This is a genomic window from Arthrobacter sp. NicSoilB8 (assembly GCF_019977355.1).
In the GTDB taxonomy this organism is placed as follows: Bacteria; Actinomycetota; Actinomycetes; order Actinomycetales; family Micrococcaceae; genus Arthrobacter.
Map to the genome: position 1 here is coordinate 1696213 of NZ_AP024655.1, position 15840 is coordinate 1712052.

12 protein-coding genes are annotated in these 15840 nt (G+C 67.1%); 8 read left to right on the top strand and 4 right to left on the bottom strand.

Features of this window, described 5'->3' with window-relative positions; translation table 11 throughout:
- Position 1: 1 nt before the first annotated feature.
- From recN to LDO15_RS07630, 8 genes are all read left to right on the top strand, one after another.
- Positions 2-1738, top strand: a complete 1737-nt coding sequence (recN, locus tag LDO15_RS07595) for a DNA repair protein RecN (RefSeq protein WP_223985561.1) — start codon at positions 2-4, stop codon at positions 1736-1738.
- A gap of 123 nt (positions 1739-1861) precedes the next feature.
- The gene (locus LDO15_RS07600; protein WP_223985563.1) at positions 1862-3661 is read left to right on the top strand and encodes a CTP synthase; all 1800 of its coding nucleotides are present in this window, start codon (positions 1862-1864) and stop codon (positions 3659-3661) included.
- Between the two features lie 27 nt (positions 3662-3688).
- Positions 3689-4354 (top strand): NUDIX hydrolase, encoded by a 666-nt coding sequence (locus tag LDO15_RS07605; protein ID WP_223985565.1) that lies wholly within the window; start codon positions 3689-3691, stop codon positions 4352-4354.
- Positions 4355-4482: 128 nt separating this feature from the next.
- Positions 4483-5412: a site-specific tyrosine recombinase XerD gene (xerD, locus tag LDO15_RS07610; RefSeq protein ID WP_223987186.1), complete on the top strand. Its 930-nt coding sequence runs from the start codon at positions 4483-4485 to the stop codon at positions 5410-5412.
- 364 nt (positions 5413-5776) lie between these two features.
- Complete coding sequence (locus LDO15_RS07615; RefSeq protein WP_223985567.1) at positions 5777-7723, top strand: HNH endonuclease signature motif containing protein; 1947 nt, start codon at positions 5777-5779, stop codon at positions 7721-7723.
- A gap of 611 nt (positions 7724-8334) precedes the next feature.
- The gene (locus tag LDO15_RS07620; protein WP_223985569.1) at positions 8335-8823 is read left to right on the top strand and encodes an 8-oxo-dGTP diphosphatase; all 489 of its coding nucleotides are present in this window, start codon (positions 8335-8337) and stop codon (positions 8821-8823) included.
- Positions 8824-8891: 68 nt separating this feature from the next.
- A complete protein-coding gene (locus LDO15_RS07625; RefSeq protein ID WP_223985571.1) occupies positions 8892-9401 on the top strand; it encodes a sigma-70 family RNA polymerase sigma factor in 510 nt (169 codons plus the stop codon).
- A 19-nt stretch (positions 9402-9420) separates the two neighbouring features.
- Positions 9421-10740, top strand: a complete 1320-nt coding sequence (locus tag LDO15_RS07630) for a hypothetical protein (RefSeq protein ID WP_223985576.1) — start codon at positions 9421-9423, stop codon at positions 10738-10740.
- Between the two features lie 760 nt (positions 10741-11500).
- Here the strand turns inward: LDO15_RS07630 and LDO15_RS07635 are convergent.
- From LDO15_RS07635 to LDO15_RS07650, 4 genes are all read right to left on the bottom strand, one after another.
- Positions 11501-12640 (bottom strand): bifunctional 2-methylcitrate synthase/citrate synthase, encoded by a 1140-nt coding sequence (locus tag LDO15_RS07635; protein WP_223985580.1) that lies wholly within the window; start codon positions 12638-12640, stop codon positions 11501-11503.
- 62 nt (positions 12641-12702) lie between these two features.
- Positions 12703-13605 (bottom strand): methylisocitrate lyase, encoded by a 903-nt coding sequence (gene prpB / locus LDO15_RS07640; protein ID WP_223985583.1) that lies wholly within the window; start codon positions 13603-13605, stop codon positions 12703-12705.
- Positions 13605-15125 carry an MmgE/PrpD family protein gene (locus tag LDO15_RS07645; RefSeq protein WP_223985587.1) on the bottom strand — a complete coding sequence of 507 codons (1521 nt, stop codon included), beginning with the start codon at positions 15123-15125 and terminating at the stop codon, positions 13605-13607. The genes prpB and LDO15_RS07645 overlap by 1 nt, the downstream gene beginning before the upstream one ends.
- 10 nt (positions 15126-15135) lie before the next feature.
- Positions 15136-15777, bottom strand: coding sequence for a GntR family transcriptional regulator (locus tag LDO15_RS07650; protein WP_223985589.1), 642 nt, complete (start codon positions 15775-15777; stop codon positions 15136-15138).
- Positions 15778-15840 lie beyond the last annotated feature (63 nt).

A 15840-nucleotide genomic window follows, 5' to 3' on the forward strand; every position in this document is an offset into this window, starting at 1 on the left:
CATGCTTGAAGAACTGAGAATCCGCGATCTCGGCGTCATCACGGACGCCGTCCTGCCGCTGGGCCCGGGCCTCAGCGTCGTGACCGGTGAAACCGGCGCCGGCAAGACCATGGTGGTCACCGCCGTCGGCCTGCTCCTCGGTGCCAGGTCCGACGCCGGCGCCGTCCGCAGCGGCGCGAAGAGCGCCTCCGCGGAGGCCGTGCTGAAGCTCGACGCCGGGCACGCCGCCGTCGCGCGGTCCCGCGAGGCCGGCGCGGAGGTTGAAGAGTTCGACGGCGAAGCGGAACTGCTGCTAGCCCGCAGCGTCGGCGCCGACGGGCGCAGCCGTGCGTACGTGGGCGGACGTGCCGCGCCGGTCGGCGTGCTCGCCGAAATCGGCGAAACCCTCGTGGTGGTGCACGGTCAATCAGACCAGATCCGGCTCAAGAGCCCTGTGGCGCAACGCGGCGCTCTGGACAAGTTCGCGGGCGAGAGCCTCGCGGGGTCACTGGCGGCCTACCAGGACCTCTACGCCCACTGGCATGCCAGCCAGGGCGAGCTCGATGCCTTGCGCAGCGCCGCCCGGGAACGCCTCCGCGAGGCGGAGTCGCTGCAGGCCGCCCTGGCCGAGATCGACGCCGTCGACCCGCAGCCGGGCGAGGACGAGGCCCTCAAGGCCGAGGCAGTGAAGCTGGCCAACGTCGAGGAACTGCGGATCGCGGCCAGCACCGCGCACCAGGCACTCATCGCCGAGGACTTTGGCGAAGAGGCCGACGCCACCACCCTGGTGGACGCCGCCAAACGCACCTTGGAGCACGTTGCCGAACACGACGAGGAGCTGGGGCAAGCCGCGGCACGCCTGGCCGAGGTCGGGTTCCTGCTCAACGACATCGCCGCCGAGCTCGCCAGCTACCAGGCCGCCCTGGACACGGAGGGCCCGGAACGGCTCGCGGAGATCGAGGACCGCCGGGCCGTGCTGGCCAAACTGGTCCGCAAGTACGCGCCGAGCATCGACGAGGTTCTGGTCTGGGCCGAGGAAGCCCGGGCCCGCTACGAAGAGCTGCAGGACGACTCCACCCGGATCGAATCACTGGACGCCGAGGTTGCCCGGGCCGAAGCCGAGCTGAAGAAGCAGGCCGCCGGGATCAGCAAGGCGCGCACCAAAGCTGCGAAGGACCTCTCCGCCCGGGTCAGTGCAGAGCTGACGGCGCTGGCCATGGCCGACGCCACCCTGGTCATCAACGTGGAGCCCGCGGGCCAGCTCGGACCGTTCGGGGCCGACGAGATCTCCTTCCTGCTCCAGCCGCACTCCGGCGCGCCCGCCCGGCCGCTTGGCAAGGGCGCCTCGGGTGGTGAACTCTCACGCGTCATGCTCGCCATAGAGGTGGTGCTCGCCGCCGTCGATCCTGTCCCGACGTTCGTCTTCGACGAAGTCGACGCCGGCGTGGGCGGCCGCGCCGCCGTCGAGATCGGCCGCCGGCTGGCGATGCTGGCCCGGCACGTCCAGGTCCTGGTGGTGACCCACCTGCCGCAGGTGGCCGCCTTCGCGAACCAGCACATCCGGGTCACGAAGACCTCCGTCCGGGGCGCTGACGGCGCCACCGCCACCGGCTTTACCTCCAGCGACGTGCAGCTGTTGGACGAGGCCGAGCGCGTCCGCGAACTGGCCCGCATGCTCGCCGGCCAGGAGGACTCGGAATCCGCCCAGGCCCACGCCCAGGAACTGCTGGACGATGCCAAACTCCTGCCGCAGATCTGAGCGCAACCCCAAGAGACCTCGCAAGGGACCCGAAAAGGCCGCAGCAAGGTCGTCCCCAAGGACCGCCGCTAAGACAACAATCACATCGGGATCCCGCCAAAGAACCCGTGGAAGGCCGAATTGATGATAAGCTCAAACCCCGTGGTGCAGCGATCAAACTCTCGTGTAAATTCCCGGTTTCCGGGCTCGTCCAAGACGACCAAACACATCTTCGTCACCGGTGGTGTAGCGTCCTCGCTCGGTAAGGGACTGACGGCTTCGAGCCTCGGCCACCTCCTGCGCGCACGCGGTCTGTCTGTAACAATGCAAAAGCTCGATCCCTACCTCAACGTGGATCCGGGCACGATGAACCCCTTCCAGCACGGCGAAGTCTTCGTCACCGACGACGGCGCCGAAACGGACCTGGACATCGGACACTACGAGCGCTTCCTCGATGAAAACCTCGAAGGCTCGGCCAACGTCACAACCGGACAGGTCTACTCGACCGTCATCGCCAAGGAACGCCGCGGCGAATACCTCGGCGACACCGTCCAGGTCATCCCGCACATCACCGATGAGATCAAGCGGCGCATGCGGCTGCCCGCCGAGGGCAAGAACGCCCCGGACGTCATCATCACCGAAATCGGCGGCACCGTGGGCGACATCGAGTCCCAGCCGTTCCTCGAATCCGCCCGCCAGGTCCGTCAGGACATCGGGCGCAACAACGTGTTCTTCCTCCACGTCTCGCTCGTGCCGTACATTGGCCCGTCGCAGGAGCTGAAGACCAAGCCGACGCAGCACTCCGTTGCCGCGCTGCGCTCCATCGGCATCCAGCCTGAGGCGATCGTGATCCGTTCGGACCGCGACGTGCCCCAGCCCATGCGCGAGAAGATCGGCCGCATGTGCGACGTCGACATCGACGCAGTGATCGGCTGCCCTGACGCGCCGAGCATCTACGACATCCCGAAGACCCTGCACTCCCAGGGCCTGGATTCGTACATCGTCCGCGCCCTGGACCTGCCGTTCAAGGATGTGGACTGGACGAGCTGGGACAAGCTCCTCGATGCGGTCCACAACCCGAAGCACGAGGTCGAGATCGCGCTCGTCGGCAAGTACATCGACCTGCCGGACGCCTACCTGTCCGTCACCGAGGCCTTGCGTGCCGGCGGTTTCGCCAACGACACCAAGGTCAAGATCCGCTGGGTCCCCTCCGACGAATGCGAAACCCGCGAGGGCGCCGTGCAGTCCCTGGCCGGCGTCGACGCCATCTGCGTTCCGGGTGGCTTCGGCATCCGCGGACTCGAAGGCAAGCTTGGCGCCCTGAAATACGCCCGCGAAACCAAGCTCCCAGTCCTTGGCCTGTGCCTGGGTCTGCAGTGCATGGTGATCGAGTACGCCCGCAACGTGGTGGGCCTCGAGGGCGCTTCCTCGTCCGAGTTCGAGCCGGACTCCAAGTACCCCGTTATCGCCACGATGGAAGAGCAGCTGGACATCGTTGACGGCAAGGGCGACCTCGGCGGCACCATGCGCCTGGGCCTGTACGAGGCCAAACTCGACGAAGGCTCGGTTGTTGCCGAAACCTACGGCACCACGAACGTCAGCGAACGTCACCGGCACCGCTACGAGGTGAACAACAAGTACCGCGAGCAGATCGCCGCCAAGGGACTGACCTTCTCCGGAACCTCGCCCGACGGCAAGCTGGTCGAGTTCGTGGAACTTCCCCGCGACGTCCACCCGTACTACGTGGCAACGCAGGCACACCCCGAGCTCAGCTCGCGGCCCACGCGCCCGCACCCGCTTTTCGCGGGCCTGATCAAGGCCGCCCTGGCCCACCAGAAGGCCGCTGACGGCGTGCCCGCCGCGAGCGTCAACGACAGTGCCGCGGTGAAGGCTGAGGCTCCGGTCACTGCCGCCAAGCCCTCGTCCGCAGCAGTGTCCAGGTAATTTCCAACTGAATCAAAGGACGGCGTGATGCCCGGTATGTCTGAAACCCCCAATGCTGCACGGCAGGTTTCGGATGAACCTAGCCCGCGCCGTCTTTTGTCTTCCCGAAAAGTCTACGAAGGCAGGATCTGGGACGTCGTCAGCGACAGTTTCCAGCTCAACGACGACGGCGACACCTTGGTCCGGGACTACATCGACCATCCCGGCGCGGTTGCCGTTCTTCCGATGAACGACGCCGGCGACGTGCTGCTGCTGCGGCAGTACCGGCACCCCGTCGGCATGGACCTCTGGGAAATCCCCGCCGGGCTGCTCGACGTCGAGGGGGAGGACTTCGTCGTCGGCGCCGCCCGCGAGCTGGCCGAGGAAGCGGACCTCGTGGCGGACCGCTGGAACGTGCTGGCCGATTTCTTCAACTCCCCGGGATCCTCCAGCGAAGCCATCCGCATCTACCTGGCCCGCGGCCTCAGCGACGTGCCCGGACACGAACGGCACGTCCGCACCGACGAGGAAGCCGAAATCGAACTGCACTGGACCCCGCTGGACGAGGCCGTCCACGCGGTGCTGGACGGCCGCCTGCATAACCCGTCCGCCGTCGTCGGCATCCTGGCCGCCGCCGCCGCCCGGGCCGACAACTTCGAAAACCTCCGCCCGGCCGACGCGCCCTGGCCCGCCCATCCCAGCCAGCGTCAATGACCGACGCCCTGATCGCCACCCCACAGCCTGGCGCAGTCACACCGGCCGGCGCCGTCACCGCGCCTCGTCCGGTCACCGCGCCTCGTCCGGTCACCCCGCCACGTCCGGTCACCGCGATCGACCGCGCCATGACGGACTACTTACAGCACATGGGCGTGGAACGGGGACTGGCGGCCAACACCCTCGCCGCCTACCGGCGCGACCTCGCCCGGTACGCGAGCCACCTCGCCCGGTCGGGGCGCCAGCGCCCGACGGATGTCACCCGGCATGATGTCACCGGATTCGTCCAGGCGCTCTCCGACGGGTCCGACGGCGGATCCGCCCTCAATGTCCGGTCCGCGGCGCGCACCGTCGTGGCGGTGCGCGGTCTCCACAAGTTCTGGGCACTCGAAGGCATCACCCCCACCGACCCCGCCAGCGACGTCCACCCGCCCATGCCCGGCAAACGGCTGCCCAAAGCCATCAGCGTCGGCGAGGTCACCAGAATCCTCGAGGCCGCCGGCACGGATACGGCCACCGGCCTGCGCGACCGTGCGCTGCTTGAGTTCCTCTACTCCACCGGCGCCCGCATCAGCGAAGCCGTGGGACTGGACGTCGACGACATCTCCCTGCACACCCCCGGCGAACCAGGCGACACCGACGGCCCGGCGATCGTCAGGCTGTTCGGCAAGGGTTCCAAGGAACGCCTCGTCCCGCTGGGATCCTATGGGGCGCGCGCCCTCGATGCCTACCTTGTCCGCGGCCGGCCCCTGCTGGCCGCCAAGGGCAAGGGAACCCCGGCGCTGTTCCTGAATGCCCGGGGCGGACGAATTAGCCGGCAAAGCGCCTGGACCATCCTCAAGACGGCCGCGGAAAAGGCCAACATCACCAAAGACGTTTCACCGCACACTCTCCGGCACTCGTTCGCGACCCACCTCTTGGAGGGCGGCGCCGATGTCCGCGTGGTCCAGGAACTGCTGGGGCACGCTTCGGTGACCACCACGCAGGTCTACACCCAGGTGACGGCCGATACGCTGCGGGAAATCTACGCCGCCGCGCACCCCCGCGCCCTGGGCTAGGAACCCGTGGGCCGGGTGCAAGGGTCAGCTGGTCCTCTGGAGGCCACGGTGATGCTTGGCGTTGTCGAAGATTTCCGCCGCAGACTTTCTGCACAAGAGTGACGTCGCCGACTTCGACAGGTGCACGAGACGGGTGCGGCCATGAGCTGCGGGCTGGGCAGGGGATTTCATCATCGAAGGATGCCGACCTGCCTTAAGCCAACTGCTTCGTCAGTCCCTCTACCGGACGTCCGTCTGCTGAACTTGAACCCAACTCCGTGCGTCATCCGGTACCGGAGTCATGCCACAGCCAGTTTCGGTACCGGCGTCACCCCGCAACCCGACCCTTCATCAAATTGTCGGTGGCTCGCGAGATGATCGAGGCATGGATAGCACGGCGGCGTGGAGTGCGGAAGGCAGGGAGGCCCTAGCGGCTGTCGCCGCGTCTGCTGATGCGCTTGCCGCCGGCCTGGCTGCCTTCACGGACGCCGGTGCCGGCCTCGGAACCGTTGCCGGCCCGGCTGATCCGCCCGGCGCCGACCGGCCGTGCACCGTGGATCCGCGACACAACGCCGATCCGTTTCGGGAGGCTGATCCGTTTCAGGGCTCTGATCCTTTGCGGGGCTCTGATCCGTTGCGGGATCTGGCGGATGGGTGTCTGGACGGGTTGGCCGGGGTGGCGCGGCTGGAGGCCCGGACCGCGGCGTTGAAGGTGCGGCTGGCCGCGGACTATCTGCGGGCGGCCACGGCCCTGGCGGCCCCGGCGGTGTCCCCGCGGGAGCACACCGTGCAGGAAATGGCGCTGGTCGCCGAGGTCGCGGGTGTCCTGACCGTGAGCGAACGCGCCGCCGGGGCCCTGCTCGCCGAGGCCCACGCCCTGACCACGGCGCTGCCGCTGACCCTGGCCGCGCTGGGCGCCGGGACGATCTCCTGGGCCCACGCCCGGGTCATTATCGACGAAACCCAGAACCTGGACCGGGCCGGGGCGGCCGGGCTGGAGGCGCACTTCCTGGACCCCGGCGCCCCGGACCCGGCCCGGGGCTGCCCGGCCGGGGAGCTCACGGCGTCCCGGTTCCGGGCCAAGGCCCGCACCTGGCGCGAACGCCACCACCGGGACAGCATCGAGGCCCGCCACGCCCGAAGCGCCGCGGACCGGCGGGTCGAGTACGTCCCGGACCGGGACGGCATGGCCTGGCTCTCGGCCTACCTCCCGGCCGACACCGCCGCCGGGATCTGGGACCGGGCCACCACGGCCGCCCGCGCCCTCCAGGGCCCGGACGAGGCCCGCACCCTGGCCCAGCTCCGCGCCGACATCACCGCCACCTGGCTCCTCACCACCACCGGCACCACCGGCGCCGGGACCACCGGCGACGGCATGGCCAACTGCGGGCCGGCCGGCACCACCACCGGCGCGGGTATCGCCGGGGCGGGCGTCAATACCGGCGGGTGTGTGGGTGGGGGTGTGCCGTCGCCGCGGGCGCAGGTCCTGGTCACCGTCCCGGTGCTGTCGCTGCTGGGCGTCACCGGGGAACCGGCCGTCCTGGACGGGTACGGGCCGATCCCGCCGTCGATGGCCCGGCGCCTGGTCGCCGAGGGCGCCGGGTCCTTCTACCGGGTCCTGGTTGACCCGCGGGACGGGGCCCCGCTGGAAATCGGCCGGAGCAGCTACCGGGTCACCAAGGCCCAGCGGCACTGGCTCCGGCTCCGCGACAGCCACTGCACGTTCACGGGCTGTAACAACCATTCCCTGGACAACGACGCGGACCATCTTCTGGCCTGGGCCGACGGCGGCACCACCGGCATCGCCAACCTGGGCCAGCCCTGCCCGAAACACCACCGCCTGAAACATTCCTCGGCCTGGCAACCCGTCGGGGCCAGCAAAACCAGCCCGCCAGGCTGGATCTCCCCCTCGGGACGGCACTACCCCGCCGAACACCAGGACTGGGAACCACCCCACTGGCCAGACCACACCCCGGCCACGCACAACGGCCCGGATCTGGGACTGCCCCTAGACCCCGGACTTCCCGCGGACCCCAAACCACATCACGGCCCGGACCTGGAGCAGGGACTGCCCCCGGATCCCGGCCTGGACCGGGGACTGCCCCCGGATCCCGGCCTGGACCGGGGACTACTCCCGGACCCCGGAGATCATCACCGTCTGGACCTGCCCACGGATTCCGACCTGCCCCCGGATCCCTTCCCGGACTGGCACCACTTCACGGCCGAGCATCTATTGCCGGTGGAGTTGCATGTGGCAGACATAGGCGATCCGGGCTGGCCGGGGTCCCTCGACAGTCCTTTCCCGGAAAGCTTCCAGTTCCAAAGCGTCTGACTTACTCGTAGCGGTGGGTTCAGGGAGGGAGGCCGGTGCTGGAGCCCATGAACGCGAAGCTGATGATCGATCCGCTGTCCTCCGCGATTTTGGTGTTCCATTCCGCGAGTGGATTCACGAGGACGGTGCGCCATATTCGGTGACGGCCGTCGGCGGCTCTTCGGTCATGCAGTCCTCGGGAGCGGATGGGCGTACGCCCCGCCACGTGGTCCCACAAAGGGTGACTCCGTGCGGTTCGGCCAGTAGCGGTGGCTGTTGAGAGCGGGCTCGCGCGGCCTAGGGACTTCCCGCCGCCCCTCAAACTCAAGTGAGATCCACAGCCGGAGCCTGTGCGCTGGCGGTGTCGCGTGCGCCCCGCCACGTCGACCAGCAACGCAATGACCAGAAACGGGCCATCACAGTGATTTTTGTTCCAGGCTTCTGTTCCAGGCGCTAAACAATGACATCTCGCAAAACGGCCCAAGCCTCACGCCGCAGCAGGCCAGGGGCAATGAATTCGCGGCAATGGGAATTCCGGTCGAACTATGGCCGCAGCTTGTCGGCCTTGGTATCGGCCGCCGGATAGCTTCGGTATCCGGCGGCAGCTATGCGGCAGCTATATGGTTGAACTCATGAAGTTCACGCCAGTCACCCTCTGCTTCTTGCTCCGTGACGCGGAGAGCGGCACAGAGGTGCTGCTGGGCATGAAAAGGACCGGGTTCGGCGTCGGAAAGATCGTGGGTCTGGGCGGCCACGTCGAGCCGGGGGAGTCCCACGCCGAGGCTGCCTGCCGCGAAGTGTTCGAGGAATCCGGAATCGTGGTCGAAGAGCACGATCTCCGCGTCGCCGGACTGATCGAGTTTATCTTCCCCGCCAGACCGGAATGGAACATGTCCACGAGCCTGTTCACGGCGCGCCGCTGGACCGGTGACCCCGTGGAGAGCCACGAAATCATCCCGGAGTGGTTCCAGGTCGCTGCCTTGCCGCTGGAGCGCATGTGGCAGGATGCCGGACACTGGCTGCCGTTGGCTTTGGGTGATGGCGCCGTGGACGCCGTCATCACCCTGAACGATGACAACGAGACCGTGGCCTCGGCGGAATATTCTTTGCGGGACGTGTAACCCCGCTCCGGCGGCCGGAAACAATACAGGTATCCAGCAGTTCGGACACGACTTACTTTGGGGGATGCGTGCTTTCGGAGCGCGAATTGGGGTTTATCGCCATTCATAAAGACAGCTATCCGCTGGTCTACAGGTTTGTGCGGAGGCGCGTGGAATCGGCCGAGCTGGCGGAGGAACTGGCCGCGGATGTGTTTCGGGTGGTCTGGCAGAAGTGGGATAGCGCACCGCGGACAGACACCGCGTGGCTCCTGACCGTGGCCCGCAACCTGATCGGGAACGCCTACCGGAGCCGGGACCGGCAGCAGGCGCTGCAGGACAAACTGCGCTCCGAGGCCGTTATCCGATTCGGCGACGCCTCGGACAACGTGGGGGTCCAGGACGCCATGGCCGGTTTGCGGGAGAAGGACCGGGACATTCTCCAACTCGCCTATTGGGATGACCTGAGCATCGCGGACATCGCGGGCGTGCTGCACTGCAGCGAGTCCGCCGCGAAGGTCCGGCTGCACCGGGCCCGGGCCGCCTTTCGCAAGCAAATGCCGGTCAGTGCTGAAACGATGACACAGAAGATGGGTGCCTGAGATGGATCCGATCAAGAACATGATTTCCGCAACTGACCCCGTGCACAACGATCCGTCCGTGCCCGACGGCGAGGCAGCCCTGAGTAAGATGCTCGCCGAACCCGGGGAGTTCAGCGACAGCCTCCCGCGCAATGTCTTCTCCCTCGCCGCCCGGAAGCACCGGCGCGCCCGGCTCGCCGGTGTGCTGACCCTCGCCGCGGCGGCCGTCACCGCCGGTATCCTGGTCGCCACTAACCTGGGCTCCCTGACCACCGCCCCGGAGCCGGCAAGCACGGTAGCCGGTCTCGGGACAGCCTCGAGCACTGCTACGCCCACGCCGACTCCGACTCCCACACCGACGGCCACACCGACGCCTTCAACGTCCGCATCCTCAACGCCGAAGGCCGCTGTTGGCCACGGGGAGTGCACCAAAGAGAATCTCACAAGCAATTGGGAGATGTTTCAGAAAGTGCGGCCCGTCATTGAACTCGTCGGATGTTCGGCGGGCTGGATGGGCATGGTTGCCGCCGCGGCAAACGACGCCCCCGAACCGTCTCCCGGCGATTCGTTCTGGATCGCGTCGCTGGTCAATGGCACGTACGTTTTCGACAACACTGACCCTTCGTCCAGCATCTCCAGCTGGCGGCAAGCGAACCTGAACAACGACGGACTGACCGCAGAGCGGTCAATGGACAAGGAATTCGCGGACAAGGGCATCCCCGTTGGACTCCGGGAGGCGCTCGTCGGGGTGCCTGAGGCCGGTAGTTTGGCCGCCCGAGGGATCAAGACCTACTCCTACGGGTCCGCCGGCTACACGTTGGCCTTCAACTACCCCGCGGCGTGGCGCCTGGTCGACTCGTCCGAGAGTATTGCCCTGTCCAACGGTCCGGGGACTGCCCTTAAAGACTCGGCCGGCAAGGTCGTGGCACAGCTGGCCTCCGGGGACCCCACTGACTGGAGGACCAGCGCCTGCCGCAACAACGCTCCCTACAAGGTCCTGGACAGCCAGTCCATGCCGGAATTGCCGTTCGATGCTGCAGCACCGGCAGAAGGAACACCTCGGTTCGTCTTCGTCGTCATGACCTCAGCCGCAGACGATGGCGGCCCCGTCCAAGCGGGTATAGGCATCACGAACCGCATAGCCGGACAATCCGGGATCGGCTGTGTCCTTGATTTCGCGGTGGGGGGACCTGACCCGTTGAACGCCTACAGCTTCACGGACCGTCGTCCACTTGGCGGCCCAGCCTGGGGCCTCTTTAAGTTCCAGACCATGGACGAGGCGGCAGCCTTTACCCGGACGCAGGGCTACAAGGACCTGAAATCAGTCATCACCTCGCTCACCGTCACCAAGGTCAACTAGGACCATCACCCAGAACATCTAAAAGACCGATCGACCATTGCACACCGCTTGACAAGCAACGCACCGCGATTGCCGCTAGCCTGCGGGGTGGAACGCGGCCTGGCCGGAAAGAACGCGGCCGCGGCCGACAAGAACCGCCCGCACAAACAAAATTGAAGCACCAACAGCACAACGAGGGACTGACATGAATTCGACCAAGAAAAACATCACAGGAGAGGCTGCCTTCGGTCATGAGGGAACCGCGCCGCATTACGCCGAGAAGCCGTTCAATGCCTCCTCAGGCCCAGGCAGGCTGCGGTGGCGGCCGTAGCCGCCGCCCTGCTGCTTGGCGCCACAGCCGGCGCCCAGTCCGGTGCAGGCTCACCGGCCGCCGGGCAGGGCACCTCAGCGAGCAGTGTGGCCGGGAGGGACGGGAAGTCCTGCATGTTCTACAACGTGGTGAGCGGGCCGGCCGAATCGCCGTTCTACTACTTCACCGACGACGTCCAGGTGAACTCCGGCGGATCCGAACCGAGCGGAAACCGGAAGGGTGCCAAGCGGCGAAGGCCTATATGCAGACCCCCGAGTACGTGAACGTGAAGCGCATGATCGCCTCGCTGAAAATCAGCGCAGGCTAGCCGCACCGCCGCAGGCAGAGAAAGCACGCAGAAAATAGCTGGCGGAAAGCAGGCAGAAAAAACGCGGGCCGGTCACCTTTGGGGGTGACCGGCCCGCGTTCTCTGGCTGCCGGCGTAGGTTCCGCAGGCAGCTAAGGCAGCTACTAAGGCAAGTGCCGTTCCTCGACGCCGTTGTACTCGCTGAGCGGGCGGATCAGTGAGTTCGATTCGAGCTGCTCCATGATGTGCGCAGTCCAGCCCGTGATGCGGCTGGCGACGAACAGGGGAGTGAAGGTCGCCGTGTCGAATCCCATGAGGTGGTAGGTCGGGCCGGTCGGATAATCGAGGTTGGGCTTGATCGCCTTGGCCTCATCCATCGCCATTTCCAGCCCGTTGTAGAGGCCAAGGAGTTCGGGGCGGCCGTAGTGCGCGATCATCTTGTCCAGGGCGGCCTTCATGGTGGGCACCCGGGAGTCGCCGTGCTTGTAGACGCGGTGGCCGAAACCCATCACCTTCCGCTTGTGGGCCAAGGCATCTTCCATCCAGGCCTTGGCCCGGGCGTGGGCCTCGTCCAGTGACTCTTCCGGCCGGATGCCGATCTCGTCGAACGTGTGCATGACGGCCTCGTTGGCTCCGCCATGGAGCGAGCCCTTGAGGGCGCCGATGGCGCCCGTCACGGCCGAGTGCAGGTCCGAGAGCGTGGACGTGATCACCCGTGCCGTGAACGTGGAGGCATTGAAGGAGTGCTCCGCGTACAAGATCATGGAGACGTTGAAAGCGTCGACTACTTCGGGGACGGCCTCCTCGCCGAACGTCATCCAGAGGAAGTTGGCGTCGTAACCCAGATCCTCGCGGGGTTCCACCACGTCCTGGCCTCGCCGGCGCCGCTGGTCGTAGGCCACCACGGCCGGCATTGCCGCGAACAGATCAATGGCCTTGGCCAGGTTGGCCTCCCGCGAGGAATCATTTTCGAGGGGGTGCCGGGCCCCCATCACGGAGGCCGCCGTCCGACAGACATCCATGGGATGGGATGTGGTCGGCAGGGCGTCGATCACCTGTTTGACCACGGGGTCCAGCGCACGGCCGGCCCGTTCCCGCGCGGAAAACTCCGCCAGCTGCTCCGCGGTGGGCAGTTCGCCGTTCCAGAGCAGGTAGGCGACTTCCTCGAAACTGCACTTGGCGGCCAGCTCCTGGACGGGGTAGCCGCGGTAGAGCAGCGAGTTGGTATCCGGGTTGACCTTTGAGACCGCGGTGTAGTCCACCACGACGCCGGCGAGGCCCTTTTTAATGTCCTGTTCAGCCATGCTGAAACTCCTTTGTTCCTAACGCCTGTGTACCGGCAGGTGCCGGCGGTTCCATGCGGGGCTTACTGACCTGGGATCTGGAAATTAAAGACTCCGGTGTCAAAACGGTTGTAAGCCTCATAATCAACGAGATCGTACAAACGCGCACGGGTCAGCATGCTCCCAACCTGTGCCTCCTGGGTACCGTCGGCCTTAATCGATTCCAGAGTACGCTCCGCAGCCCCCATGGCACTACGGAGAAGTGTCACCGGATAGATCACCATATTGACCCCGACGCCGGCGAGCTCGTCCACCGTGAACAGGGCGCTCTGGCCGAATTCGGTCATGTTGGCCAGGATGGGGACGTCGACGGCGTCGCGGATCGCCTGGAACTCGCTCAGGTCTTTCATTGCCTCGGGGAAGATCGCGTCCGCGCCGGCTTCCACCAGCGCCTTTGCCCGGTCCTGGGCGGCCTGGAGACCGTCAGTGGCGCGGATGTCGGTCCGCGCCATGATCAGGAAGTTCGGGTCGCGCCGGGCGTCGGCCGCGGCACGGATCCGCTTGGTCGCTGTCTCGAGGTCCACCACGTTTTTTCCGTCGAGGTGGCCGCAGCGCTTGGGGTTGAACTGGTCCTCGATGTGGCAGCCGGCCAGGCCCGCGTTCTCGAGTTCCTGGATGCTGCGGGCCACGTTCATGGGCTCGCCGAAGCCGGTGTCGGCGTCGACGATCGAGGGCAGATCGGTCATCCGGGCGATCTGCCCGGCCCTGGTGGCGACCTCGGTGAGCGTGGTCAGCCCGATGTCCGGCAGTCCGAGGTCGTTGGCTAGGACGGCGCCGGAAATGTAGACGCCGGCGAAACCCTTTTCCTCGATCAGCCGGGCCGAGAGCGGGTTGAACGCGCCCGGGAACTGCGCGATGGTGCCGGAGGCGAGGAGTTCGCGGAAGCGGATCCTCTTCTGCTCCGGCGTGGTCTTCGAATACAGCATCAGAACAGTCCCTTCGGTGCGGCGCTGAGGTCGATCACGCCGTCGGCGGCCTGGATGTTCAGCTGGTCCAGTTCACCGGCGGCGAGCTCGGGGAGCCGTGCGGCGGCGGCGAGGAAGCGCTCGATTTCCTCGTCGGCCACGAGGCCCGCGGCGAGGGTACGGAATTTGTTGACGTACTGCTCACGCGCGAACGGACGGGCGCCCAGCGGGTGGGCATCGGCGACGGCGATCGACTCCGTGATGACGGTGCCGTCCTTGAGCGTGATGACCACGGTGCCGCCGAACGCCTTCTCGGCGATGTCCAGGGAGTGGTAGCGCCGGGTCCACTCGGGATCCTCGACCGTGGTGACCTTGTGCCACAGCTCCACGGTGTCCGGGCGGGCGGCGCGTTCCGGGCCGTAGGAATCGACGTGGTGCCAGGCACCGTCCTGCAGGGCGACGGTGAAGATGTACGGGATGGAGTGGTCCAGGGTCTCGCGGCTGGCCGTGGGGCTGTACTTCTGGGGGTCGTTGGCGCCGGACCCGATCACGTAGTGGGTGTGGTGGCTGGTCTTGATCAGCACGGAGTCGACGTTGGCCGGGTCCGTGACCTCGGGGTGCTCGCCGTGCAGCTTGCGGGCGAGGTCGATCCACGCCTGCGCCTGGTACTCGGCCGAGTGTTCCTTGGTGTAGGTGTCAAGGATGGCCCGCTTGGCCTCGCCGGCCTCGGGCAGAGGCACCATGTAGGAGGCGTCCGGACCGTCGAGCATCCAGGCGATCACGCCGTCTTCGCCCTCGTAGATCGGCACGGGGGAGGTCTGGCCGCGCATGGCGCGGTCCGCGGATTCGACGGCCATCTTGCCGGCGAACGCGGGGGCGTGCGCCTTCCAGGTGGAGATCTCGCCCTTGCGGGACTGCCGGGTGGCGGTGGTCGTGTGCAGTGCCTGGCCGACGGACTGGAAGATGGTCTCGACGTCGAGGTCCAGCAGGGTGCCGATGCCGGCGGCCGCGGAGGGGCCGAGGTGGGCCACGTGGTCGATCTTGTGCTTGTGCAGGCAGATGGCCTTGACCAGGTTGACCTGGATCTCGTAGCCGGTGGCGATCCCGCGGATCAGGTCCTGGCCGCTGGCCCCGACGTGCTGGGCGACGGCAAGGATCGGCGGGATGTTGTCACCCGGGTGGGAGTAGTCCGCGGCGAGGAAGGTGTCGTGGTAGTCGAGCTCGCGGACCGCGACGCCGTTGGCCCAGGCGGCCCACTCCGGGGCCACGCGCTCTTCGATGCCGAAGACCTTCGAGCCCTTGCCTCCGGTGGTGGGGCCGTGGGTGAGGGCCTGGGCCCGGGCCGCGACGATCGGGGCACGGTTCAGCGAGGCGATCGCGACGGAGGCATTATCGATCACGCGGTTGATCACCATGTCGGTGACGTCAGCGGTGACGTCCACGGGATCCGCAGCGACCTTGGCGATCTTGTAGGCCAGCTGGTCCTCGCGGGGCAGGTTTTCCTCGCTCTTGTAAACGCGGACGTGGTGTTCCTTGACCATGGTGCTCCTTCTAGTGAGGTGTGTGCGTGGCTTTGACGTGGGAAAGGCTGCGGTGCAGGTGAAGCGTGGTGGCGGCCTCGGCCAGCCGAGGGTTGCCGGCGGCGATTGCCTCGGCGATCGCGGCGTGCTCGGCGGCTGCGGCGGTGAGCCGGGCGGCGTCGTCGGCGGCCAGACGCCGGACGCGCACGAGGTGCACACGGAGGCTGCGCATGGCCTGGACGAGGTAGGCGTTGGAGATCGCGGCGTCGATGGCCGCGTCGAGCCGGCCCACCAGCTCGTAGTACTCGTGCAGGGCGGGATCCTGGCCGCCGATCAGTTCCGGGGCCCGGAGCAGCTCGCGCCGGAGCGCATCGAAGGTCGCGGGGTCGCCGCGCTCGGCGGCCAGGGCGGCGGCCTTTCCCTCGAGGGTTTCGCGCAGTTCGAACAGTTCATCGATGTCGTCCAGTGAAATGTCGGTGACGACGACGCCGCGGCCGCCCGCCGTCGTCGTCAGTCCTTCGGCGGTGAGCCGGCTCAGGGCCTCCCGCAGCGGAGTGCGCGAGATGCCGAGGCGCTCTGACTGTTCGACTTCGGCAAGGACCGTTCCGGGCAGGAGGCGCCACTCGATGATGTCATCGCGCAGGGCCGCGTAGGCCTTGTCGCTGGCGCGCATCCTGCCTCCTTCGGTGGTGGCTCTGTTGGGGTGATCACAACCCAGTGTATACACGAAGGGTCA